The sequence below is a fragment of the Gordonia aichiensis genome, from assembly GCF_039946255.1.
Taxonomy (GTDB): Bacteria; Actinomycetota; Actinomycetes; order Mycobacteriales; family Mycobacteriaceae; genus Gordonia; species Gordonia aichiensis_A.
Map to the genome: position 1 here is coordinate 50,998 of NZ_JBCDWL010000005.1, position 23,149 is coordinate 74,146.

The window sequence follows — 23,149 nt, forward strand, 5'->3', positions numbered from 1 at the left end:
CGTGCGCGGACACCGGACCACCGACGCCCACCGTCGGCGCGGCGCCATGTCGGTGCCCGCACCTAAGGTGGAAGCATCGCCCGACACCGCACCTCGCGTCGCGACGGCGACGCGACAGGAGGGAGAACCGCCATGCGCAGATCGAAGGCCGCGCCGCGACCGGAGGCCCCATTCCCGTCTGCCCCAGTCCCGTCTGCTGCAGTCCCGTCTGCTGCAGTCCCGTCTGCCTCGAGTCCCGATGCCACCGCGGACGCCGGCGCGGGGCGCGGAACGCTGCTCGTCCTCAGCACGCTCATCGACCGGGCCCAACGTCTTCAGCAGCCCGCCGTCGCCAAGTACGTGCGACGCCTGCGCGGCAAGTACCCGGATGAGGGCCCGGAACAGATCATCCGGCGACTGGAGAAGCAGTACCTGACGACGGTGACCGCGTCCGGCGGCGCGGTCGGTGCCGCCGCGGCGATCCCCGGTGTCGGCACCGTGACCGCGCTCAGCGCGCTCACCGCCGAGACCGTCGCCTTCGTCGAGGCCTCGGCGCTGCTCGCACTGGCGATCGCCGAGGTCCACGGGATCGCGCCGACCGACCAGGAACGCCGCAAGACGCTGGTCCTGGCGGTCGCGCTCGGCGAGGAGGGGACGGCGCTGGTCGGCAAGGCCGTCGGCGCCAAGGGCACCGATGCCATCGCCAGGCTCGGTGTCCCCGGACTTCCCGGCGTCAACCTCGCCACCGTCAACCGGACGCTCGGCAACAGGTTCGTCCGGAAGTTCGCCCTCGGCAAGGCGCCGGTGGTGATGGGCAAACTGGTGCCGGGCGGTATCGGCGCGGTGATCGGCGGAGTCGGCAACCGGGCTCTGGGCACTCGGGTGATCCGCAACGCCCGCGGCGCCTTCGGCCCGCCCCCGCACTTCTGGGACATCGACGGCGAGGTCGTCCGGGCTCCCCGCGTCATCGAGGCGGGTTGACCGAGCGGGCCGACGTCGTCGACCACCCCGACAGCGCAGGCACCGGATGGATCCGCAGGCTCGTCGGCGAATGCCTGCGTCGGCGGCGCCTGGCGATCGCGATGATCGCGGTCACCCTCGGTGCCGTCGCCGTCGATCTGGTGGCCCCGCTGGTGACGAAGGCCGCCATCGACTCCGCAACCGGTCAGGCGGCCGTCGCCTTCGGGTTGCCGGTCCTGATCGGCGCCCTGCTGGTCGGCGCCGTCCTCCGGTACGGCTGCCAGTTCGGCCGCCGGATGACCGCCGGTCGGATGTCGATCACCGTCCAGGACGATTTGCGGCGCAAACTGCTGGACACCCTTCATCACGTCGACGGCCCCTCCCGCGACTCCATTCGCACCGGGCAGGTGGTGTCGAGGTCGATCTCCGATCTCCAGGTCGTCCAATCGCTGCTGGCGATGGCCCCACTCTCGCTCGGCGGCGCGGTGCAGGTGGTGCTGTCGCTGGGAGTGATGGCCTGGCTCTCGCCACTGCTGACCCTGGTCGCGGTCGCGGTGGTCCCACTGGTCGCCGCCATCGTGTACCGCAGTCGCAAGCGTCTCTTCGCGGCGACGTGGGCGGCGCAGCAGGCCGCCGCCGACGTCGCCGGCCATGTCGAGGAGACGGTCACGGGCGTCCGCGTCGTGAAGGGCTTCGGCCAGGAGCACCGGGCCACCGACGAACTGGCCGACCTGGGTGAGCGGCTGTACCGGTTCAAGCTCCGCGCCGCGCACCTCAGCGCGCGCTTCACGCCGACCATGTCGGCGATCCCGCAACTGGGCATGGTCGCGGTCATCGGTCTCGGCGGGTATCTGGTGTACCTCGGCGACATCACCGCGGGAACCTTCCTCGCCTTCTCCACGTATCTGGCCACCATGACCGGGCTCGCGCGGGTGCTGACGAATCTGATCGTCAACGCCCAGCTGGCCGCCTCCGCGGTGACCCGCGTCTACGACGTCATCGACCATCCGCACGACGCGGCGTTCGCCCGGACCGAGACCGCCCCGAGCGGTCCCCTGGGGCTGCGCTTCACCGACGTCGCGGTCGCCTTCGACGACCGTCCGGTGCTGCGCGACCTCGACCTGGAGGTCCGGCCCGGCGAGTGCGTCGCCGTGGTCGGCGGACCGGGTTCGGGCAAGTCGACGCTGGCCGAACTGCTCACCGGCGCGTACCGTCCCGACGCCGGGCACGTCGCGCTGGTGGGAGCCGACGGCGTCGCCGTCGACGTCACCGACCTCGCCCCCGACGAGCTGTACCGATCCGTCGCGATCGCCTTCGACGAGCCCTTCCTCTACTCGGCGACCATCGCCGACAACATCGCCCTCGCCGCCGCCGACTCACCGCACCCGGACCCGGCGATGGTGGCGGCCGCCCGGGCCGCGGCGGCCGACTTCGCCGAGGACCTGCCCGACGGCTATGACACCGAGGTCGGCGAACGAGGACTGACCCTCTCGGGCGGGCAACGGCAGCGAGTCGCGCTCGCGCGCGCCCTGTATCAGCGCACCCCGGTCCTGGTCCTCGACGACGCCACCTCCGCCGTCGACGCCGCGACCGAGGCGCGGATCTTCGCTCATCTGCGCTCCCTGGGGACGACCATGCTCGTCCTGGCGCACCGGCAGTCCACGCTCTCGATCGCCGACCGGGTCGCCGTTCTGGAGGGCGGAGCCGTCACCGACACCGGCACGGTCGCCGAACTGTCGGCGCGCTCGGATCGCTTCCGGCGGCTGATGTCGCCGACCGACACCGCCGAGCAGCGGGCCGCGGCGCGATCGGCGGTCGCGCAGCAGCAGCGGATCGACGTCGCCGACCTCTGGCCGGGCGGCGCCGCGGCACCCGCACCGAAGGTCGCCGGACCGAGGGTCGCCGCCTCCGTTCCGGTCGGCCCGGGCGGCCGGGGCCGCGGCAGCGCACTCGGGGCGATGCCCGCCACCGACGAGATCCGCGCTGCGGTCGACGCCCTGCCCCCGGCGACCGAGGGACCGCAGACCGACGTGCGGGCCGCACGCGCCGAACGCACCACGTTCAGCCTTCGGCAGATCCTGTGGCCGGTGCGCTGGCTGCTGGCGGTCGTGGTGGCCACGATCGCCGCCGACACGCTCATCGGGCTGGCGTTCCCGACGCTGGCCCGGACGGTGCTCGACGCGGGCGCCCACGCCGATGCGGCGGTGATCGCGCTGGCGACGGCCGCCGGCGTCGGCCTGGTGGGCGCGGCCTGGGCGGCCGGTGCGGTGAACGTGGTCGCCGCGGCGCGCGCGGGTGAGCGCGTCCTGTACGCCCTGCGCATCCGCAGCTACGCGCATCTGCAGCGGCTGGGCCTGGACTATTACGAACGGGAGTTGTCGGGCCGGATCATGACCCGGATGACCACCGATGTCGACGCCCTGTCGGGCTTCGTGCAGAACGGGCTGTCGTCGGCGGCCATCGCGGTGCTCACCCTGTTCGGGGTGTCGGCGGCGCTGCTGGCGACCGATTGGGAGCTGGGTCTGGTCATCGCCCCGGTGTTCCCGATCCTCCTCGGCGCGACGATCGTCTTCCGGCGATTCTCGTCGCGGGCGTACACCCGCACCCGCGAACTGGTCTCGGCGGTCAACGCCGACTTCCAGGAGAACATCGCCGGCCTCGCGACCACTCGCGTGTACCGGCACATCCCGACCGCGCAGGCCGAGTTCGGTCGGCGCAGCGACGCGTGGGTGGCGGCGCGAATGGACTCCCAGCGGGCCGTCTCGATCTACTTCCCGTTCATCACGTTCTGCTCCGAGGCGGCCACCGCGGTGGTCCTCGGGGTCGGCGCACAGCAGGTGATCGCCGGCACGCTCTCCCCCGGAACGTTGATCGCCTTCGTCCTGTACCTGGCGATGCTGTTCGGGCCGGTGCAACAGCTGACCTCGGTGTTCGACGCCTACCAGCAGGCGGCCGTCGGCCTGCGACGGATCCGTGACCTGCTGGCGACCCCGAGCTCGCTGGTCGACGCGCCGCAGGCCGACGCGGTCGGTGGATCGGCCGACGACCGGTCGGCGCGGTTCGAGGGCGATGTGCGACTGGACGGCGTCGACTTCCGCTACGCAGGCGCCGATCGTGACGCTCTCACCGCCGTCGATCTGCACCTGGCCCCGGGCACCTCGCTCGCCCTGGTCGGCACCACCGGGGCGGGCAAGTCGACGATCGTCAAGCTCCTCGCACGCTTCTACGATCCGACGGCCGGCGCGGTCCGCATGGACGGCACCGATCTGCGCCGGCTCGACCTTCATCGGTATCGCAGTCGGCTGGGCGTGGTGCCGCAGGAGGCGCACCTGTTCGCGGGCACTGTCGCGGACAACATCGCCTACGGTCGCCCCGACGCGTCCCGCGCGCAGATCGCCGCCGCCGCGCGCCGGGTCGGTGCGGCGGCGATGATCGCCGCCCTCCCCGGCGGCATGGAGTTCCCGATCGCCGAACGGGGGCGCGGGCTCTCGTCCGGACAGCGTCAGCTGATCGCCCTGGCCCGCGCCGAGCTGGTGGAGCCCGATCTGATCCTGCTCGACGAGGCCACCGCCACCCTCGACCAGGAGACCGAGGCACAGGTGCTGGTGGCGGGCGAGGCCCTGGCGCAACGCCGGACCACCGTGATCGTCGCCCACCGGCTCGCGACCGCGGCCCGTGCCGACCGGATCGCGGTGATCGACGCCGGGCGCGTCGTGGAGGTCGGCTCGCACTCGGCCCTGCTCGCCGGCGACGGCGCCTACCGCCGACTGTGGGCGGCCGGGGTGTCGCCCGACGAGCGTTCGGCCGACGAGCCACGAAGCGCGAGCGATCTCGATCGCGTGCCGACCGCGCCGAGCTACTGATCAGTCACTTCAGAACGGCCACGCAAGTCCGTCATTTCGGGCACGGTCGGACCCACTGATCGCGTGAGATTGACCACTAATCGCACGCCTGGCAGGTCGGTGTGGCACACCTGGCCCGACCCGCGAGCCGTCCGCGTACCATCGATTGATGGCAGGCCGGCCCGGTCCACAAGACCAGACTGCCCGCCCGCCACGCGATCGAAGTACACCTGGGTGAATTGAGGCGAGACAGCGCTGTGAGCAGTTCGATTTCCGAATCAGACTTCGGACAGAACGAATGGCTGGTGGAGGAGATGTACCAGCGATTCCAGACCAACCCCGAATCAGTCGATCCGAGCTGGCACGAGCTTCTCAAGAACTACCGTCCCGGTTCGACTGCCCCCACTGCCGACCGCAACGGATCGGCCCCGACCACGCCGGCAGCCGCACCCGCGCCCGCCGCACCCGCAGCGCCCGCCGCCCGGGTGGCGCCGAAGCAGCCGGTGACGCTCGACACCGAGCCGACGAAGGCCGCTCCCGCGCCGACGCGCGCCCCCGCTCCGGCGCGTGAGGCCGCAGCGACGAAGGCCGCCTCGGGCACCAGCATGACCGCCTCGGCCGCCAAGCCGGCCGCCGACGCAGGCACCGACACCAACCAGCTCCTGCGTGGACCGTCGGCGGCGATCGTCCGCAACATGTCGGCCTCCCTCGAGGTGCCGACCGCGACCAGCGTCCGCGCGGTCCCCGCCAAGCTGATGATCGACAACCGCATCGTCATCAACAACCACCTGGCACGCACCCGCGGTGGCAAGACCAGCTTCACCCACATCCTCGGGTACGCGATCGTTCAGGCGATCAAGTCGTTCCCGAACATGAACCGCCACTTCGCCGAGATCGACGGCAAGCCGAACGTGGTGACGCCCGCGCACACCAACCTCGGCCTGGCCATCGACCTGCCGGGCAAGAACGGCAGTCGCACGCTCGTCGTCGCCGCGATCAAGGGCTGCGAGACGATGAACTTCTCCGAGTTCGTCGCCGCATACGAGGACATCGTCCGCCGCGCCCGCGAGGGCAAGCTCGGCGCCGAGGACTTCGCCGGCGTGACGATCTCGCTGACCAACCCGGGCACCATCGGCACCGTCCACTCGGTGCCGCGACTGATGAAGTCGCAGGGCGCGATCATCGGTGCGGGAGCCATGGAGTACCCGGCCGAGTTCCAGGGCGCCAGCGACGAGCAGATCGCCGAGATGGGCGTCGGCAAGCTCATGACGCTGACCTCCACCTACGACCACCGGATCATTCAGGGCGCCGAGTCGGGCGACTTCCTGCGCAAGGTGCATCACCTGCTGCTCGACGACGACTTCTGGGACGAGTTGTTCACCTCGCTGCAGATCCCGTACGAGCCGGTCCGCTGGCGTCGCGACATCCCGGCCGGCCTGGTCGACAAGAACACCCGCGTCCTGGAGATCATCGCCGCCTACCGCAGCCGCGGCCACCTGATGGCCGACACCGATCCGCTGATGATGGACTCGGCCGCCCGCGTCTCGCATCCCGATCTGGATGTGCTGACCTACGGCCTCACCCTGTGGGACCTGGATCGCTCGTTCAAGGTCGGCGGCTTCCACGGCCAGCGCGACATGAAGCTGCGCGACGTGCTGTCGATCCTGCGGGACGCCTACTGCCGCCACATCGGCGTCGAGTACACGCACATCCTCGACCCCGAGCAGCAGCGCTGGCTGCAGGATCGCGTCGAGATCAAGCACGCGAAGCCGCCGGTGGCCGAGCAGAAGTACATCCTGAGCAAGCTCAACGCCGCCGAGGCCTTCGAGACCTTCCTGCAGACCAAGTACGTCGGCCAGAAGCGGTTCTCGCTCGAGGGCGCCGAGTCGGTCATCCCGATGATGGACGCGGTCCTGGATCAGAGCGCCGAGCACGGCCTGGACGAGGTCGTCATCGGCATGCCGCACCGCGGTCGGCTCAACGTGCTCGCCAACATCGTCGGCAAGCCGTACTCGAAGATCTTCACCGAGTTCGAGGGCAACCTCGGCCCGGCCGAGGCGCACGGCTCCGGCGACGTCAAGTACCACCTGGGCGCCGAAGGCAAGTACTACCAGATGTTCGGCGACAACGAGATCACCGTCTCGCTGACCGCCAACCCCAGCCACCTCGAGGCCGTCGACCCGGTTCTGGAGGGCATCGTCCGCGCCAAGCAGGACAACATGAGCGAGGAGCACCCGTTCGCGGTGCTGCCGCTGATGCTGCACGGCGACGCCGCCTTCGCCGGCCAGGGCGTGGTGGCCGAGGTGCTCAACATGTCGATGCTCAACGGTTACCGCACCGGCGGCACCGTGCACATCGTCGTCAACAACCAGGTCGGCTTCACCACGGCGCCGGAGTACTCGCGCTCGACGCAGTACTGCACCGACATCGCCAAGATGATCGGCGCACCGATCTTCCACGTGAACGGCGACGACCCGGAGGCCTGCGTGTGGGCCGCCAAGCTCGCCGTCGACTACCGCGAGGCGTTCAACCGCGACGTGGTCATCGACCTGGTCTGCTACCGCCGCCGCGGTCACAACGAGGGCGACGACCCGTCGATGACCCAGCCGGCGATGTACGACGTGATCGACAACCTGCGCAGCGTCCGCAAGAGCTACACCGAAGCCCTGATCGGCCGCGGCGACATCTCGACCAAGGAGGCCGAGGACGCCCTGCGCGACTACCAGGGTCAGCTGGAGCGGGTGTTCGTCGAGGTCAAGGAGCTCGAGCGCTACACCCCCGAGGCATCCCCGTCGGTGGAGGGCGATCAGACCCTGCGCACCAAGCTGGTGACCGCCGTCGCGCAGGAGAAGCTCGCTCAGATCGGCGACGCCTTCGGTCTGCTGCCGGAGGGCTTCACCCCGCACCCGCGCGTCAAGCCGGTGATCAAGCGTCGCCACGAGATGCCGATCAAGGGCGACGTGGACTGGGCCTTCGCGGAACTGCTGGCCTTCGGCACCCTGGTGCAGGAGGGCCGCACGGTCCGGCTGTCGGGCCAGGACTCGCGCCGCGGCACGTTCACGCAGCGCCACTCGGTACTCATCGACCGGGAGAACGGCTCGGAGTACACGCCGCTGAACCACCTGCCCGACGCACCGGGCCGCTTCCTGGTGTACGACTCGCCGCTGAGCGAGTACGGCGTGCTGGGCTTCGAGTACGGCTACGCCGTCGCGAACCCCCACGCGCTGGTGATGTGGGAGGCCCAGTTCGGCGACTTCGTCAACGGCGCCCAGTCGATCATCGACGAGTTCATCAGCTCGGGCGAGGCCAAGTGGGGCCAGCGCAGCGACGTCGTGCTGCTGCTGCCGCACGGCCACGAGGGCCAGGGCCCCGACCACACCTCGGGCCGCATCGAGCGGTTCCTGCAGCTGTGCGCCGAGGGCTCGATGACCGTCGCGCTGCCGTCGACGCCGGCGAGCTACTTCCATCTGCTGCGCCGTCACGTCCACGACGGCATCAGCCGCCCGCTGGTGGTCTTCACCCCGAAGTCGATGCTGCGCAACAAGGCCGCGGTCTCGCCGGTCGAGGAGTTCACCGAGGGCAAGTTCCTGTCGGTGATCGACGACCCGCAGTTCGCCGCGGGCGCCGATCGCAGCAAGGTGCAGCGGGTGCTCCTGGTCAGCGGCAAGCTCTACTACGAGCTCGCCGCGCGCAAGGAGAAGGACGGCCGCGACGACATCGCGCTCGTCCGCGTCGAGCAGCTGTACCCGGTCCCCTACCGCCGACTGGCCCGCACCCTGGAGCAGTACCCGAACGCGAAGGACTTCGTGTGGGTGCAGGAGGAGCCCGCCAACCAGGGACCGTGGCCCTTCCTCGGCCTGTGGCTGCCGGAGATGCTGCCCGCGCTGCTCAGCGGCCTGCGTCGCATCTCGCGTCGCGCCATGTCGGCGCCGTCGTCGGGCTCGAGCAAGGTCCACGCCGTCGAACAGCAGGAGATCATCGACGAGGCGTTCAGCTGATCGTCGCCTGAGCTCGACCTGATCCGAGCATCGCGGAGGCCGCCCCACCGTTCACCGGTGGGGCGGCCTTCGTCGTTCCGCGATCGCTCTGGCAACGGCAGTCGAGACGTTCGGCGATACCGGACCTGCGCGCATCTTCCGCCGATACTTGATCAGCCCGTCGAACTCGCCGACGAATCTGTCGTCGACGCCGAAATCGCAGAAGGCCCGCCGCCCCGACGCGAGCAGGTAGGGCGCGAGATCCACGCGGTCGTCCCCGTACCGGTCTTTCGGCCACATGCGCCCAGTACACGCGACGCTCGGCGCGAGCGCATCTGCGCTGTCCACAGCCGAGTGGCTCAGGACCATCTGAGATGCTCGAGGGCACTCGAGATGCTCCGGAGCGTCTCAAGCGTCGCTGGGCGTCTCGACCATCGCGGCGAGGGCGCGTCGGACCGACGGGTCAGCCGGCGACCACCGTGCCGACGACCCCGGCGAGCAGCGGCAGGGCGGCGACGACGATCTGCACGAGCTGCTCGCGGGTGACGACCGGATCGTCGAGCCAGCGCACCAACGACTCCTCGACGAAGGCGATCCACCCCGCGACCGCCAGCTCGATCGCCGGGGAGCGTTCGATGCCGATCGCCGGCGCGTGCTGCAGGATGCGCTCGGTCATCACCGCGCGGGTCCGATCCGCGACGCCGCGAATCGCCTCGTCGGCGCTCGCCGAGCCGCGGATCACACCGACGAAGCCGCGACCGTTGTCGGCCACGTAGTCGACGTAGGCGGTGACCGAGGCCTGCAGCATCGCGATGGGGTCGGCGATCGTCTCCTGCGGCTCGGTGCGCACCAGCATCTCCTGCGCCTGTTCGGAGATCACGCACAGGTGGAAGTCGGCTTTGGACTCGAAGTAGTGGAAGATCAGCCCCTTCGACACCCCCGCCGCCTCCGCGACCGCTTCCATCGTGACCAGTTCCAGCGGCCGATCGCGGGCCATTTCGACACCCAGCTCGATGAGCTGTCGACGGCGCGCTTCGGGGCTCATGCGGGTGCGAGGGGAGGTCATAGGGCAACCCTAAGCCCTTATTGACTTGGATTCAATTACCTATTGACTCACAGTCAACACGGCTTTATCGTAGTGACCATGACAACGCATGATGTAGAGATCGCGATCATCGGAGCGGGCTTCTCCGGGCTCGGCGCAGCTATCAAGCTCACCCAGGAAGGAGTGGACGACTTCGTCCTCCTCGACCGCGGCGCCGACTTCGGCGGCACCTGGCGCGACAACGTGTATCCGGGCGCCGCATGCGATGTGCCCTCGCACCTGTACTCGTACTCGTTCGCCCTGAACCCCGAGTGGACGCGGTCGTACTCGCATCAGCCGGAGATCCACCGCTACATCAACGACGTCGCCGACGAGCATCGCATCGGCGACAAGACCCTGTTCGGATCCAACGTGACCCACGCCCAGTGGGACGAGGACCTCGGCCGCTGGAAGATCGACTACGAGCGCGACGGGCAGCAGCACTCGCTCACCGCGCGCAGCCTCGTCGGCGGCGTCGGACCGCTGTGCGAGCCCAACCTGCCCGACATCGCCGGCATCGGCGACTTCGAGGGCAAGATCGTCCATTCGGCGCGCTGGGACAACGACTACGACTTCGCGGGCAAGCGGGTCGCCGTGATCGGCACCGGTGCCTCCGCCATCCAGATCGTTCCGCAGCTCGGCAAGATCGTCGGACACATGGACGTCTACCAGCGCACCGCACCGTGGATCATCCCCCGCAACGAACGGCCCTACCTCGGCGCCGAGAACTGGGCCTTCAAGCACGTGCCCGGTCTGCAGGCGGCCATCCGCGGCGGCATCTACTCGTTCAACGAGGTCGTCGCGGCAGGCATGACCTACGCGCCGAAGGCGCTCAAGCCGGTCGAGTTGATCTCACGGGCCAACATCTACCGCGGCATCCGCGATCGGAAGCTCCGCGCGGCCGTCACCCCGAAGTTCGCCGTCGGCTGCAAGCGCATCCTCAAGTCCAACGAGTGGTACCCGACCCTCGACCAGGGCAACGTCGAGCTGGTGACCGACGGCATCGATCACATCACCTCGACGGGCATCGTCACCGCCGACGGCACCGCGCGCGACGTCGACGTGATCGTGGTCGCCACCGGCTTCCACGTCACCGACTCCCCGGTCTTCGAGACCATCGTCGGCGCCGCCGGTGAGAGCCTGGCGCAGGTCTGGGGGCGCGAGGGCATGTCGGCTTACAAGGGCTCGTTCGTCCACGGGTTCCCGAACCTGATGCTGTTGATCGGCCCGGCCACCGGCCTCGGCCACACCTCGATGGTCTACATGATCGAGTCGCAGCTCAACTACCTGGTCGACTACGTCCGCAAGACCCGTGCCGCCGGCATCGTCCGCGTCGACGTCCGCAAGGACGCGCAGGACCGCTTCAACAAGGGCATCCAGCACAGCCTGCGCAACAGCGTGTGGGTGACCGGCGGCTGCGCGTCCTGGTACAAGGACGAGAACGGCGACATCACCGTCCTGTGGCCGGGGTTCACCTTCAACTTCCGCAAGGCCACCCGCACGTTCGACCTGGACGCCTATCAGACCCTGACGGCGAGCCGGCAGGCCGCTGCGCAGCCAGAGCACACCGACATCACCGAGACCGCGCCGACCGCCGTCGACGCCTGACCCGAACCACCAGGAGACAATCATGAAGGACTTCACCAACAAGGTCATCGTCATCACCGGCGCAGGCTCGGGCATGGGCCGCGACCTCGCGGTCAAACTCGGCAAGCGCGGCGCCCGGATCGCCATCTCCGACGTGAACCCCGACGGGCTGGCCGAGACCGAACGCCTGGTCGCCGCCACCGGCGCGCAGGTCCACAGCCAGTTGCTCAACGTCGCCGAGCGCGAAGCGGTCCTGGCCTACGCCGACACCGTCGCCGAGCACTTCGGCACCGTGAACGCCGTCTTCAACAACGCAGGCATCGCCCACCACGGCGAAGTCGAGACGATGGAGTTCAAGGACATCGAGCGGGTCATGGACATCGACTACTGGGGCGTGGTCAACGGAACCAAGGCCTTCCTGCCGTATCTGATCGCCTCCGGCGACGGCCACGTAGTGAACACCTCGTCGCTGTTCGGTCTGCTCGCCGAGCCGGGCCAGGCGGCCTACAACTCGGCGAAGTTCGCCGTGCGCGGCTTCACCGAGGCGCTCAACCAGGAGATGATCATCGCCGGCTACCCGGTGAAGGTGACCTGTGTGCATCCGGGCGGCATCAAGACCGCGATCGCCCGCAACGCGACCACCTCCGGTGACCACGACCAGGCCAAGACCGCCGAGCTGTTCGACAAGTACCTGGCCAACACCAGCTCGGAGAAGGCCGCCGACATCATCATCCGCGCCGTCGAACGCGACCGCGCGCGCGTCCTCGTCGGCGCCGACGCCAAGGTCCTCGACCTGTGCGTCCGCCTGGTCGCCTCCGGCTACCAGGGCATCGGCGCACGGATCACCGGCTGGGCGCTCAAGCGCACCAAGTAGCCCCGGCCAGGGAATCATCAGACCCGGGAAATCAGACCGGGGAGGCCGCCGCGACACCGGGTCGCGGCGGCCTCCTCGCGTCGATCACGCCCCGTGAGTTCCGAGCCACCCGCCGGCGACCGTCGCCGGATCAGCGCCGCCGTCGACCCGGGCCGCGAGCTCGGCGAGGTCGGCGGTCGTCAACTCGCCGGCCACCCGGCTCAGCGCCTTCATCTGCGGCTTGCCGACCACCGCGCTCCGATAGACCGGCACCAGTTCCTGGGCGATCGGGCCCGACGCCGCCGACCGCAGCGACAACAGGTCGTCGTGCCCGGTCAGCGCGGTCGCGGACTCCAACCCGGTCAGCGCCCCGACCGCCCGTCCGTCGCGGACCGCGTCGATCACCTGGGCGGGAGTCCGGTCGGCGAGGATCGGCCCGATACGACAGCGATCGAAGGCCTGCCGGTCCGAGCTGCTGAGCTCCCCGGTCGTGACCAGCGGCAGGCCCGGCGGCAGCTTCGCGCAGTCGGCCAGGTCGGTCACCCCCGCCGATGCGGCGAGCGACTGAGCGAGCACCAACTGCCTGCGGTCGCTGACCGCTGCGGGGTCGCCGATCGTCACCCCCTGCGGGAGGGCGCGGCTGACTGCGGCCGCGACCTCCTCGCCGCCGACCTCCTCGCGTTCGGGGGTGAGCTCGGTGAGCAGGTCTCCGGTGAAGGCCGGAAACAGATCCAGTTCACCCTGCGCGGCATCGTCGAGCAGTCGCTTCTCCCCCGCCTTGCGCGCGACGACGTCGATCGGCAATCCGGTGCGCGCCAGCGCCTGACCGTAGATCTGTGCGGCGACCCGCATCGCCGAGGTGTCGTCGCTGCCGACCCGGAGCGGGACCGGAGCGTCGGAGCCGCAGGCGCTCAGCAGCGCCAGAACCGTGACCGCCACCGCTGCGGCGGCGGATCTGCGGACGAATCGTCGAGTAGCCATTGCAGCCCGATGGTAGTCGAGCACGACCTCGGCGATCGGGTCAGGCGGTGGCCGCGAAGCCGATCACCGAGGTCGCGATCAGCTGGACGGCGATCGCCGCGAGGAGCAGACCGGCGATCTTGGCCAGCAGCGTGATGCCGCCGACCTTCAGCACGCGGATCAGCGCCGACGAATAGAACAGCGCCAACGCGACGACGATGTGCGCGGTGGCGATCGCGGCCGCGATGGCCACGTAGGCGTCGACGTCGCCGTGCCCCTGGCTCACCGCCACGATCACCGCGGCGATCGCACCCGGCCCGGCCAGCAGCGGGGTGCCGAGCGGGACGAGCGCGACGTTGACGTCGTCGTCGGCGGGTTTCGCCGCGCCCGCGCCGGTACCGGTCAGCAACTGGAGCGCGACCAGCAGGAGCAGGAGTCCGCCCGCCCCCTGCAGCGCGGGGATGCCGATGTGCAGGTAGGCCAGGATCGCCCGGCCGCCGATCGCGAACGAGCTGATCACCAGCAACGACACCAGCGTCGCCTGCAGAGCCGCCTTCCGGCGGTACTCGGGTGGCCGGCGACCCACCAGGGACAGGAATACCGGGACCTGCCCGGGCGGGTCCATGATCACGATCAGGGTGATCGCCGTCGCGGTGTACACGGAGACGTCGAATGGCACGGACCGAGTGTAGAGCGCTTCGGCTGGCTAGAGTCGAGGTGTGCCGTCCATGCCGAGAATGCTGCAGCCCGGCAACCACGGGCAGCCCAGGATCCCGTCGGTCCCCACGCCGCCGGTGCCGGTCGCGCGAGCGATCGTCGACTGCGCCGTCTACGTGGACGGGGTGCGGCAGGCGACGCCCACCGACTTCCGCGCGGCGCTGGCCGTCGTCCGCGACTCCGGTCGCGGCTTCGTCTGGCTCGGGCTGCACCAGCCCGACGAGCGTCAGATGAACGACGTCGCCGAGGCCTTCGGCCTGCACCCGTTGATCGTCGAGGACGCCGTGCACGCGCATCAGCGACCCAAGCTGGAGCAGTACGACGACACCCTGTTCCTGGTGCTGCGCACCGTCAAGTACATCGACCACGACGACGACGAGGTCGCCAACGACGTCGTCGAGACCGGCGAGATCATGGTGCTCGCCGCCGATGATTTCGTCATCACCGTTCGGCACGGCGACCACACCCATCTGGCCGGGGTGCGCAGACGCCTGGAGGCCCGACCCGAGCAGCTGCGGATGGGGCCGTCCGCGGTGGTGCACGCGGTCGCCGACCACGTCGTCGACTCATATGTCGACGTGGTGACGGCCATGGAGTCCGACGTCGACGACCTCGAGGAACGGATCTTCGCGGCGTCGTCGCGCGATCTGGACATCGACGTGGTCTACCTGTTCAAACGCGAGGTGCTGGAGCTGCGCCGGGCCGTGCACCCGCTGGCGATGCCGCTCTCGCTCCTGTCCGGAACCCGGTCGGGGACGATCGATCCGGGACCGCTCGCCGCTCAGACCAAGGAGATCAGGCGGCACTTCCGCGATGTCGCCGACCATTTGACGACCGTCAACGAGATGGTCGGCGAGTACGACGAGCGGCTGACCGCGCTGCTCAACGCCGCCGCGACCAAGGTCGGCATCCAGATGAACACCGACATGCGCAAGATCTCCGCGTGGGCGGCGATCGCCGCCGTGCCCACCGCAGCGGCCGGAATCTACGGCATGAACTTCGACTTCATGCCCGAACTGCACCTGCGGTACAGCTACCCGATCCTGCTCGCGGCCCTGTTGACGGTCTGCTTCACGCTGTGGCGCGTGTTCCACCGGCACCGCTGGCTCTGACCGACCCCGCGGCCGGCCGGGTCAGTGCGGCGCGACCGCCGCGCGCACGGGGTCGGTGACATCGGTGCCGGCCTCGTCCCACGCCTCCCGGAGTGCGGCGGCGCCCTTGAGCCGGACCCAGGCCGCCTCGTTCGCCGTGATCGGCACCGCCCGCAGGAAGGTGACCGGGTCAGCCGGCTCAGGCAGCGGCAGTTCGGGGACGACCGCGTCGGCGGTCAGCAGGAAGGCCGAGCAGATCGCCCCGGCCCACAGCGGCTCCTGCAGGTCCACGAGCGAATCCGCACCGAGGATCAGGCCCTCGACCGCCGGTGCGGCGGCCAGCATGGCCAGCGACTTGTGCAGTCCCGCCAGCGGCGCCTTGGCCCGCATCCGGACGATCGCCTCGGCCCGCGGGCCGCGCATCGGATCGGGCGCGAGGTCGGCCGGATCGTGCATCGGGTGGCGCGAACAGCCGACGGTCGCGAAGGTCACCTCGTCGCCGTCGACGAACCGCAGCACGTCGATCGGTTCGACGCCCAGGAAGGTCACCGAGGCGCGCTGCGGCTCGCCGCCGAGCACCGCGGTGACATGCGCGGCGACCTTGTCGCTGACAGAACTCACCCGACCAGTCAAGCACAGTCGACGACCGCCGTTCGACCCCGACCCGGCCGGTCCGGCTAGCGCAGGGTCACGCCCGTCGCGGTGTCGAAGACGTGCAGGTGACTCGGATCCAAGCCGAGACGCACCTGACCGCCGCGCACCGCTCGCGAGGCCGGCGAGAGCCGAGCGACCTTCTGGCCGCCCTGTGTCGTCGACCCGAGATCCTCGGCGAGCGCATTGAGCACGCCCTGCGACTGACCCGGCGTGTCGAGCCGGAAGTAGGCGAACTTGTCCGACCCCATCGACTCGACGACGTCGAGGGTGACGTCGAACGCGGTGCCGCCGCCCGGATGGCCCGGGGGCAGCAGTGCCACGTCCTCCAGATGCTCCGGACGGATCCCCAGCAGCACCTCGCCGTTGCTCCCGGCCTGCCGCGCCCGCTCGACGACCTGCGGCTGGTCGGGCAGGGCGATCGGACCCACGACGGAGTCGACGCCGTTCGGCGTCAGTCGGCCCGGGATGAAGTTCATCGCCGGCGACCCGATGAAGCCGGCCACGAACAGGTTGGCCGGGTGATCGTAGAGCTCCTGCGGGGCCCCGACCTGCTGGACGTAGCCCGCCCGCATCACGACGACGCGGTCGCCGAGGGTCATCGCCTCGGTCTGATCGTGCGTCACGTACACGGTGGTCGTGCCGAGCCGCTTCTGCAGGGACGCGATCTCGGTGCGCATCTGGACGCGCAGCTTGGCGTCGAGGTTCGACAGCGGCTCGTCCATCAGGAAGGCGTTCGGCGTCCGGACGATGGCCCGCCCCATCGCCACGCGCTGACGCTGACCGCCCGACAGGTTCGCGGGCTTGCGGTCCAGGTGCTCGGTCAGGTCGAGCATCGCCGCGGCCTCGTTCACCCGGCGATCGATCTCGGCCTTGTCGACCTTCGCCAGCGACAGCGGGAAGGCGATGTTCTGCCGGACCGACATGTGCGGGTACAGCGCGTAGCTCTGGAACACCATCGCGATGTCCCGGTCCTTGGGCGCCACCTCGTTCATCCGCTGTCCGCCGATGCGCAGTTCGCCCTCGGTGATGTCCTCCAGGCCCGCGATCATGTTCAGCGTGGTCGACTTGCCGCAGCCGGAGGGGCCGACCAGGATGATGAACTCGCCCTCGGCGATCTTCAGGTTCACTCCGTGCACGGCCGTCGAGCCGTCCGGGTACTGCTTGGTGACGTTGTCCAGAACGATGTCGGCCATGGGTTATCCCTTCACCGCGCCGGACGTCAGCCCGGCCACGATACGACGTTGGAAGAAGAGCACGAAGATGATGATCGGAATCGTGATGACGACGGCCGCCGCGGCGATCGCGCCCGTCGGCTCCTCGAACTGACTGCTGCCGGTGAACTGCGAGATCGCCACCGGGGCGGTGATCGCGTTCTCCGTCGACGTCAACGACAGCGCCAGCAGCAGGTCGTTCCACGCGAAGATGAACACCAGGATCGCGGCGGTCACCACCCCGGGCGCGGCCAGCGGCACGATCACGCGGCGGAAGGCCTGGGCCGGCGTCGCCCCGTCCATCTGGGCGGCCTTCTCCAGATCCCACGGGATCTCGCGGAAGAACGCCGACAGGGTGTAGATCGCCAGCGGCAGCGCGAAGGCGATGTACGGCAGGATCAGGCCCAGCCAGGTGTCGAACAGGCCGAGCCTGCGCTCGATGTTGAACAGCGGGGTGACGAGCGAGATCTGCGGGAACATCGCGATCAGCAGGGCGGCGCCGATCAACAGCTTCTTCCCGCGGAACTCCAACCGTGCGATCGCGTATGCGGCCATCGTGCCAAGCACCACCGCGATCAGGGTGGTGATGAGGCCGACGCCGATCGAGTTGATCAGCGCGGAGGTGAACTCGCTGGTGCGGAAGATGCCCTTGTAGTTGTCGAACGTCCACTGCTTCGGAATGAAGCTGCCGTCGGTGACGCTGCCCGTCGGCTTGAACGACAGGCTGATGATCCACCAGAGCGGAATGATCGCGTAGAGCACCACCAGGACATTGGCGACGGTCCAGCCGACCTTGCGGCGAAGGTGCGCATCCATCAGTGGTTACCTCCCCTCGTCGTCGGAACCGGGGGCGGCGGTGCCGAACCCCTTGATGAACACGAAGGCGATGATCGCGACGCACAGGAAGATCAGAATGCTGATCGCCGAACCGACGCCCAAGTTGAAGGCCTTGAACAGATTGTCGTAGCCGAGCATCGACACCGAACCGGTGCCGTTGGAGCCGGCCGTGAGCACGTAGATGTTGTCGAAGATCCGGAAGGCGTCGAGCGTACGGAACAGCAGCGCCACCAGGATCGCCGGCTTCATCAGCGGCACGATGATCCGGAACAGTCGCGTCCACGGCCCGGCGCCGTCGAGCTGCGCGGCCTTGAGCAGCTCATCCGGCACCAGGGCGAGCCCCGCCAGCAGCAGCAGGGCCATGAACGGCGTGGTCTTCCAGACCTCGGCCAGGATGATGATGAACAGCGACGGCCACTGCTGGGTCAGCGGCGCCGAGCCGTCCGGCAGCAGGTTCGCCAGATAGCCGGTGCCCGGCGTCCACGCGTAGTACCAGGAGAACGCCGCCGCGACGGTGACGATGCCGTACGGGATCAGCACCACCGTGCGGACGGTCCCGCGGCCGAACAGCGTCCGGTGCATCACCAGCGCGATGGCCATGCCGAGCACCAGCTCGATCAGCACCGAGACGACGGTGATGAACACCGTCACTCCGAGCGCCGACCACCAGTACCCGTCGCCGAGCACCGTCGTGTAGTTCGAGAGGCCGACGAACTCCTGCTCGTCGGGCGCGGTCAGCGTCGCCTTGTTCAGGGACAGCCAGAACGCGTAGACGATCGGATAGCCGGTGACGAGGGCCATCACCAGTGCGGCCGGGGCCACCAGCCAGTAGGCGAGCCGACGCTCCGACGATCGACGCGCCGTCGCCTTCCGCACCGGCGGTTTCGCAGGCACCGGGGCCGGACCGGTGTCCAAGATCTCCGACATGGAACCTCCATTCATTCCGGGTCCGGTCGCCCCCGCCGAGACCGCTGCCGAGGTCGCCGCCGCGCCGACGGGCGCCGGGACGGGCGGCCGAGACACGGGCTGTTGGGTCGCGGGTTGTTGGGACATCGGGGGTTGGGTCACGGCCGGCTGGGTCACGGGCGGCTGGGACACCGGTTGCTGGGACACCGGCGGCCCGGCGGGGGGCGGCCCGGTCGGGGCGCCCGGCGGGGCCACCCACACGTCGGAGTGGACTGCGGGGATCCCGTCCGCGGACGGGTTCGGGCCGGTCGACGTCACCGGATCGCCGTCGGCGTCGCCGGGATGAGCGTGCCTGCCCTGCGTCCCGGGCGCGGGCTCGTCGTGCGGCGGTTCGCCGCGCTGATCGTCGGTCACGGGATGATCCCCTCACCGTCGATCGCCCGCTGCACCTGATCGGCGAGCTTGTCGACCATCGCCTCCGGATCCCAGCTGCCCACCGGGGCGAGCGTCGCGGTCACCAGCGTCGAGATCGCCTGGTACTGCGGCGACGCCGGCCGCGGCGCCGCGGCCCCCGCCTTCAGCTGCGCCCGGATGTCGTCGCCCATCGGGTACGCCAGCTTGAAGTCCTTGTCGTCGTAGAGGGAGGCGATGGTCGGCGGCGTGCCGCCGGAGATCGCGTAGACCTTCTGCGCCTGCTCACTGGTCATGCACTTGGCGGCCTCGAAGGCGAGGTCGGGCTGGCGCGACGTCGAGGCGACGGCCACATTCAATCCGCCGAGCGTCGAGCGGGCGGGTCGGTCCGGGTAGACGCCCGGATAGCGGGCGAAGTCGAAGTGGCTGCGCATCTTCTTGTTGATCGGCGCCAACTGCGCGTCGGTCGGCGGATTGGCCTCGTCGGTCAGCATCGACGCATACGGCGCCAGGGTGTCCTTGAGGAAGGCGACGTCGCCGGTGGCGCCGTTGGTGCGAGCCGACGCCCACACGAAGGGCCAGTTGATCTCGAACGCGGCCTTGCCGGTCTCCATGCCCAGGCGCGCGGTGCCCTCGTCGGACTGCGTGACCGACGGATCGTGGCCGGGTGCGGTCGCCACCGCCTTCATCACCTGCAGCGCCTTGACGGTGGCCGCGCGATGCTCGGGGGTGTCGTTCAAGGTCACCTTGGAGGCGTCGTCGGGGTCGAGCACCGAGCCGCCGGCGCTGGCGAGCAGCGAGTTGAACCAGACCATCAGGCCCTCGTACTGCTTGGCCTGCACCATGATCCAGCTCGGGCCGCCGGCCGCGGAGATCGCGGCGGTGTCCGAGAGCATCTCGTCCCAGGTGGTCGGGGCCTTGCGGCTGCCGAGCGACTGCTTCATCAGATCCGGACGGAACCACAGCAACTGGGTGTTGGTCCAGATCGGGAGGGCGTACATGCGCTTGCGCGCATCGTCGGGGCGCTGCCACATCGCGGTGGCGACCGGTCCGCCGAGGTTGGTCGCCTCCACTTCGGCGGCCATCGCGTCCGGCACCGGCACCAGCCAGCCGGCGTTGGCGAACTCCGCAGTCCAGACCACGTCCATGCCCATCAGGTCGAGGGTGTGATCGTTGCCCGCCAGTCGTCGAGCCAACTGGAGCCGCTGGTCATCGGCCGACTTCGGTAGGACGTTGGCCTGCAGCCGGTAGCGGCCGCCCGACTCCTCGGTGCAGGTCTTGGCGAACTGCTTGATGTAGTCGAAACCGTCGGTGGGCGCGTAGATGTTCAGCACGCCCTGCTCGTACCCGGTCGAACAGGCGGCGAGCATCGGTGCCGCGACCGCCGCCGCCATCGCCACCCCGGCGAGCCTTCTGGTCAGCGATCGTCTTGCACGACCGGGCGATACGACCGCGTCTGCCCGCGGCGTGGAGTTACCCTTGCTCATCTCGCTGCCAGCCTCCTGGTTGTCGGCCCTGCCCTGAAAATCAGCTGTGAAAACTGATGCGGGACTTAGGCTATCCCACAGCTGGTGACTCAGCGCACACCTGTGCCGAAAACGTGTTGCGAAGTCTGCGGCGAACCGTGCGGGACCGATCGACACCGGCCTGCCCGGCCGGAGGGCTGCGGCGCAGCGTTGGGGACGCCGCTGCGGGATGTTAGAGCGCGAGGCGGGCCAGCATGTCGCGCGCCTGCTCGGCGGTGCGCGGATCGCACAGCACGTCGTAGCGGCCGGCCACCAACTGCATGGTCGAGGTGAAGTCACGCTGACCGCGCGTGGCGGCGTACGGGATCGCCGCGCTGATCAGACCGAACACCATGCCCGCCACGACGCCGAACAGGATCGGGGTCCACGACGTGCCGACCACCAGCGACACCAGGGCGCCGAAGAACAGGCCGAGCCAGGCGCCCGAGCCGATGCCGCCCGCGATGACCTTGCCCCAGGTGAGCCGGCCGAGGACCTTCTCCACCTGCATCAGGTCGACGCCGACGATGGTCAGATTGTCGACCTGGAACTCGTTGTCGGACAGATAGTCCACGGCGCGCTGCGCCTGGGCGTAGGTGTCGTAGGACCCCACCGGCCACCCCTTGGGCGGCGTCGGCAATCCCCGCATCGGTCGCATTGGGTTCGTCACTTCTGCTCCTGGGCTCTGCTCACTTTAGGCTTGACGCATGACGCCCGCCCTCAAGGTCTTTGTGGCCAGACTAGTCGGCCTCGTCGTTCTCGGCCCCGACGGAGAGTCGATCGGCCGAGTCCGCGACGTCGTCATCTCCATGCACATGCCCGGCAAGCAGCCGCGCGCCCTCGGCCTGGCCGTGGAGTTGACCACCCGGCGACGCATCTTCGTCCCGATGCTGCGGGTCACCCGCATCGAACCCGACGCCGTCACGCTGACCACCGGCCACGTCAACCTGCGGCGCCTGCGGGTGCGTCCCAACGAGGCGCTGGCCGTCGGTCAGGTCCTCGACACCCGGGTCCGGACCGACGACCCCGACTACCCGGAACTGCACGGCGTCGACCTCATCGTCGTCGACCTGGCGATCGAACAGAACCGGACCCGCGACTGGATGATCAGCCGGGTCGCCCTGCGCACGACCCGCAAGGGACTGCGCCGCCGCGGCGAGACCATCGTCGTGCAGTGGCGGCACGTGCTCGGCTTGTCGCTGCTCGAGCTGTCGCGGCCCGGCCAGGGCGTGGAGACCGCGCTGGCGCAGTTCGAGGACATGCGCGCTCCCGACGTCGCGAACGCCCTGCGCGAACTGCCGGAGAAGCGGCGCGACGAGATCGCCGCGGCGCTGCACAACGAGCGGCTGGCCGACGTCCTGCAGGAGATGCCGACCGACGACCAGACCGCGATCCTGGGCGGGCTCGATCCCGAGCGCGCCGCCGACGTCCTCGAGGAGATGGATCCCGACGACGTCGCCGACCTGATGGGAGAGCTCCCGCAGGCCGAGGCCGAGGCCTTCCTGTCCCGAATGGATCCGGAGGATTCCGAGTCGGTGCGCCGCCTGCTGCTGCACTCCCCCGACACCGCGGGCGGCGTGATGACGCCCGAGCCGCTGATCGTCACCGCGAACGCGACCGTCTCCGAGGCCCTCGCACGCGTGCGCGACCCCGACATCAACTCGGCGTCGGCGAGCATGGTCTTCGTGGTCCGACCGCCGACCAACACGCCGACCGGCAAATTCCTCGGCGCCGTGCACACGCAGGCCCTGCTGCGCGAACCGCCGGCCAACCTGGTGGGCGGAATCCTCGACGCGGAGATGCCACGCCTGCGGCCCGACGACTCCCTGGAGAAGATGACCCGCTTCTTCGCCACCTACAATCTCGTCTGCGCGCCGGTGATCGACGAGACCGACCATCTCCTCGGCGCCGTGGTGGTCGACGACCTGCTCGATGCACTTCTCCCCCGCGACTGGCGTGAGAACGACCCGGAAGGCACCGTGTGATGAGCCCTGCCGGACGCCACCTCGACACCCCGAGCCCCCGCCGCACCCGGTTCGCCTTCAACCTCGACTCCGACCTCGTCGGCCTGTACAGCGAACGGATCGCCCGATTCCTGGGAACCGGCCGCTATCTGATGATCCAGACGGTGATCGTCGTGGTCTGGATCCTGCTCAACATCGGGCTGTTCGCCTTCGAGTGGGACCCGTACCCGTTCATCCTGCTCAACCTCGCGTTCTCGACCCAGGCCGCCTACGCGGCCCCGCTGATCCTGTTGGCGCAGAACCGGCAGGAGAACCGAGACCGCGTCTCCCTGGAGGAGGACCGCGCCCGCGCCGCACAGACGAAGGACGACACCGAGTTCCTGGCACGCGAGCTGGCCGCCGTCCGGCTGGCCGTCGGCGACACCGTCACCCGCGACTATCTGCGGCGCGAACTGGAGGACCTGGTCGACGAACTCGCCGCACGCCTGGCCGCACCGGCAGCCGACCGTGATGATGAGCAGCCTCCGGCATGAGCAGCGGCCTCTCGGCATGTATGCTGGCTCACAGTCACCGGGGGGATGATCTCAGATTCCCCGCGATTTCGATGTGAA

Annotated in this window: 18 protein-coding genes; 8 read left to right on the forward strand and 10 right to left on the reverse strand. The window is 69.5% G+C overall.

The window, feature by feature from the left end:
* Positions 1 to 132: 132 nt before the first annotated feature.
* The 3 genes from AAFO60_RS07800 (at position 133) to AAFO60_RS07810 (ending at position 8,779) form a co-directional block, all read left to right on the forward strand.
* Positions 133 to 960 carry a hypothetical protein gene (locus AAFO60_RS07800; RefSeq protein ID WP_347955608.1) on the forward strand — a complete coding sequence of 276 codons (828 nt, stop codon included), beginning with the start codon at positions 133 to 135 and terminating at the stop codon, positions 958 to 960.
* Positions 957 to 4,802 carry an ABC transporter ATP-binding protein gene (locus tag AAFO60_RS07805; protein WP_347955609.1) on the forward strand — a complete coding sequence of 1,282 codons (3,846 nt, stop codon included), beginning with the start codon at positions 957 to 959 and terminating at the stop codon, positions 4,800 to 4,802. The genes AAFO60_RS07800 and AAFO60_RS07805 overlap by 4 nt, the downstream gene beginning before the upstream one ends.
* Before the next feature lie 236 nt (positions 4,803 to 5,038).
* Positions 5,039 to 8,779 carry a multifunctional oxoglutarate decarboxylase/oxoglutarate dehydrogenase thiamine pyrophosphate-binding subunit/dihydrolipoyllysine-residue succinyltransferase subunit gene (locus tag AAFO60_RS07810; protein ID WP_347955610.1) on the forward strand — a complete coding sequence of 1,247 codons (3,741 nt, stop codon included), beginning with the start codon at positions 5,039 to 5,041 and terminating at the stop codon, positions 8,777 to 8,779.
* 51 nt (positions 8,780 to 8,830) lie between these two features.
* Here the strand turns inward: AAFO60_RS07810 and AAFO60_RS07815 are convergent, their stop codons facing one another.
* Together AAFO60_RS07815 and AAFO60_RS07820 are read right to left on the reverse strand one after the other, a co-directional pair.
* Complete coding sequence (locus AAFO60_RS07815) at positions 8,831 to 9,025, reverse strand: hypothetical protein (protein WP_347955611.1); 195 nt, start codon at positions 9,023 to 9,025, stop codon at positions 8,831 to 8,833.
* A gap of 196 nt (positions 9,026 to 9,221) precedes the next feature.
* Positions 9,222 to 9,824, reverse strand: a complete 603-nt coding sequence (locus AAFO60_RS07820) for a TetR/AcrR family transcriptional regulator (RefSeq protein ID WP_347955612.1) — start codon at positions 9,822 to 9,824, stop codon at positions 9,222 to 9,224.
* A 78-nt stretch (positions 9,825 to 9,902) separates the two neighbouring features.
* On the opposite strand from AAFO60_RS07820, the gene AAFO60_RS07825 reads away from it, so the two are divergent.
* The gene (locus tag AAFO60_RS07825) at positions 9,903 to 11,450 is read left to right on the forward strand and encodes a flavin-containing monooxygenase (RefSeq protein ID WP_347955613.1); all 1,548 of its coding nucleotides are present in this window, start codon (positions 9,903 to 9,905) and stop codon (positions 11,448 to 11,450) included.
* Positions 11,451 to 11,472: 22 nt separating this feature from the next.
* A complete protein-coding gene (locus tag AAFO60_RS07830) occupies positions 11,473 to 12,303 on the forward strand; it encodes an SDR family NAD(P)-dependent oxidoreductase (protein ID WP_347955614.1) in 831 nt (276 codons plus the stop codon).
* Between the two features lie 84 nt (positions 12,304 to 12,387).
* On the opposite strand, the gene AAFO60_RS07835 is transcribed toward AAFO60_RS07830, so the two are convergent.
* Both AAFO60_RS07835 and AAFO60_RS07840 read right to left on the reverse strand, forming a co-directional pair.
* Positions 12,388 to 13,263 carry a glycine betaine ABC transporter substrate-binding protein gene (locus AAFO60_RS07835; protein WP_347955615.1) on the reverse strand — a complete coding sequence of 292 codons (876 nt, stop codon included), beginning with the start codon at positions 13,261 to 13,263 and terminating at the stop codon, positions 12,388 to 12,390.
* A gap of 40 nt (positions 13,264 to 13,303) precedes the next feature.
* Positions 13,304 to 13,921 (reverse strand): MarC family protein, encoded by a 618-nt coding sequence (locus AAFO60_RS07840; RefSeq protein WP_347955616.1) that lies wholly within the window; start codon positions 13,919 to 13,921, stop codon positions 13,304 to 13,306.
* A gap of 58 nt (positions 13,922 to 13,979) precedes the next feature.
* On the opposite strand from AAFO60_RS07840, the gene AAFO60_RS07845 reads away from it, so the two are divergent.
* Positions 13,980 to 15,071 carry a magnesium and cobalt transport protein CorA gene (locus AAFO60_RS07845; protein WP_347955786.1) on the forward strand — a complete coding sequence of 364 codons (1,092 nt, stop codon included), beginning with the start codon at positions 13,980 to 13,982 and terminating at the stop codon, positions 15,069 to 15,071.
* Positions 15,072 to 15,092: 21 nt separating this feature from the next.
* Here AAFO60_RS07845 and AAFO60_RS07850 read toward each other — a convergent pair whose 3' ends face one another.
* The 6 genes from AAFO60_RS07850 to AAFO60_RS07875 all read right to left on the reverse strand — a co-directional run bounded on the left by AAFO60_RS07850 (position 15,093) and on the right by AAFO60_RS07875 (position 21,244).
* A complete protein-coding gene (locus tag AAFO60_RS07850) occupies positions 15,093 to 15,671 on the reverse strand; it encodes a suppressor of fused domain protein (protein WP_347955617.1) in 579 nt (192 codons plus the stop codon).
* Positions 15,672 to 15,727: 56 nt separating this feature from the next.
* Positions 15,728 to 16,897: an ABC transporter ATP-binding protein gene (locus AAFO60_RS07855; protein WP_347955618.1), complete on the reverse strand. Its 1,170-nt coding sequence runs from the start codon at positions 16,895 to 16,897 to the stop codon at positions 15,728 to 15,730.
* A gap of 3 nt (positions 16,898 to 16,900) precedes the next feature.
* On the reverse strand, positions 16,901 to 17,731 hold the full coding sequence (locus AAFO60_RS07860; RefSeq protein ID WP_347955619.1) for a carbohydrate ABC transporter permease: 831 nt from the start codon (positions 17,729 to 17,731) through the stop codon (positions 16,901 to 16,903).
* 6 nt (positions 17,732 to 17,737) lie between these two features.
* A complete protein-coding gene (locus tag AAFO60_RS07865; protein WP_347955620.1) occupies positions 17,738 to 19,072 on the reverse strand; it encodes a carbohydrate ABC transporter permease in 1,335 nt (444 codons plus the stop codon).
* On the reverse strand, positions 19,069 to 20,556 hold the full coding sequence (locus AAFO60_RS07870; protein WP_432211700.1) for an extracellular solute-binding protein: 1,488 nt from the start codon (positions 20,554 to 20,556) through the stop codon (positions 19,069 to 19,071). Before AAFO60_RS07870 ends, AAFO60_RS07865 begins: the two co-directional genes overlap by 4 nt.
* A gap of 211 nt (positions 20,557 to 20,767) precedes the next feature.
* Positions 20,768 to 21,244, reverse strand: a complete 477-nt coding sequence (locus AAFO60_RS07875; RefSeq protein ID WP_347955621.1) for a general stress protein — start codon at positions 21,242 to 21,244, stop codon at positions 20,768 to 20,770.
* A gap of 37 nt (positions 21,245 to 21,281) precedes the next feature.
* Here AAFO60_RS07875 and AAFO60_RS07880 point away from each other — a divergent pair, with 37 nt between their 5' ends.
* Both AAFO60_RS07880 and AAFO60_RS07885 read left to right on the forward strand, forming a co-directional pair.
* Complete coding sequence (locus tag AAFO60_RS07880) at positions 21,282 to 22,559, forward strand: magnesium transporter MgtE N-terminal domain-containing protein (protein WP_347955622.1); 1,278 nt, start codon at positions 21,282 to 21,284, stop codon at positions 22,557 to 22,559.
* Complete coding sequence (locus AAFO60_RS07885; RefSeq protein ID WP_347955623.1) at positions 22,559 to 23,071, forward strand: DUF1003 domain-containing protein; 513 nt, start codon at positions 22,559 to 22,561, stop codon at positions 23,069 to 23,071. The genes AAFO60_RS07880 and AAFO60_RS07885 overlap by 1 nt, the downstream gene beginning before the upstream one ends.
* The last annotated feature ends 78 nt before the right edge of the window (positions 23,072 to 23,149 follow it).

What these genes read in the sequence shown, in the direction of transcription:
- AAFO60_RS07800 (WP_347955608.1), top strand. Translation starts at nt 133, where the DNA reads ATGCGCAGATCGAAGGCCGCGCCGCGACCGGAGGCCCCATTCCCGTCT.
- AAFO60_RS07820 (WP_347955612.1), bottom strand. Translation starts at nt 9,824, where the DNA reads ATGACCTCCCCTCGCACCCGCATGAGCCCCGAAGCGCGCCGTCGACAG.
- AAFO60_RS07825 (WP_347955613.1), top strand. Translation starts at nt 9,903, where the DNA reads ATGACAACGCATGATGTAGAGATCGCGATCATCGGAGCGGGCTTCTCC.
- AAFO60_RS07830 (WP_347955614.1), top strand. Translation starts at nt 11,473, where the DNA reads ATGAAGGACTTCACCAACAAGGTCATCGTCATCACCGGCGCAGGCTCG.
- AAFO60_RS07835 (WP_347955615.1), bottom strand. Translation starts at nt 13,263, where the DNA reads ATGGCTACTCGACGATTCGTCCGCAGATCCGCCGCCGCAGCGGTGGCG.
- AAFO60_RS07845 (WP_347955786.1), top strand. Translation starts at nt 13,980, where the DNA reads ATGCTGCAGCCCGGCAACCACGGGCAGCCCAGGATCCCGTCGGTCCCC.
- AAFO60_RS07855 (WP_347955618.1), bottom strand. Translation starts at nt 16,897, where the DNA reads ATGGCCGACATCGTTCTGGACAACGTCACCAAGCAGTACCCGGACGGC.
- AAFO60_RS07860 (WP_347955619.1), bottom strand. Translation starts at nt 17,731, where the DNA reads ATGGATGCGCACCTTCGCCGCAAGGTCGGCTGGACCGTCGCCAATGTC.
- AAFO60_RS07870 (WP_432211700.1), bottom strand. Translation starts at nt 20,556, where the DNA reads ATGAGCAAGGGTAACTCCACGCCGCGGGCAGACGCGGTCGTATCGCCC.
- AAFO60_RS07880 (WP_347955622.1), top strand. Translation starts at nt 21,282, where the DNA reads ATGACGCCCGCCCTCAAGGTCTTTGTGGCCAGACTAGTCGGCCTCGTC.
- AAFO60_RS07885 (WP_347955623.1), top strand. Translation starts at nt 22,559, where the DNA reads ATGAGCCCTGCCGGACGCCACCTCGACACCCCGAGCCCCCGCCGCACC.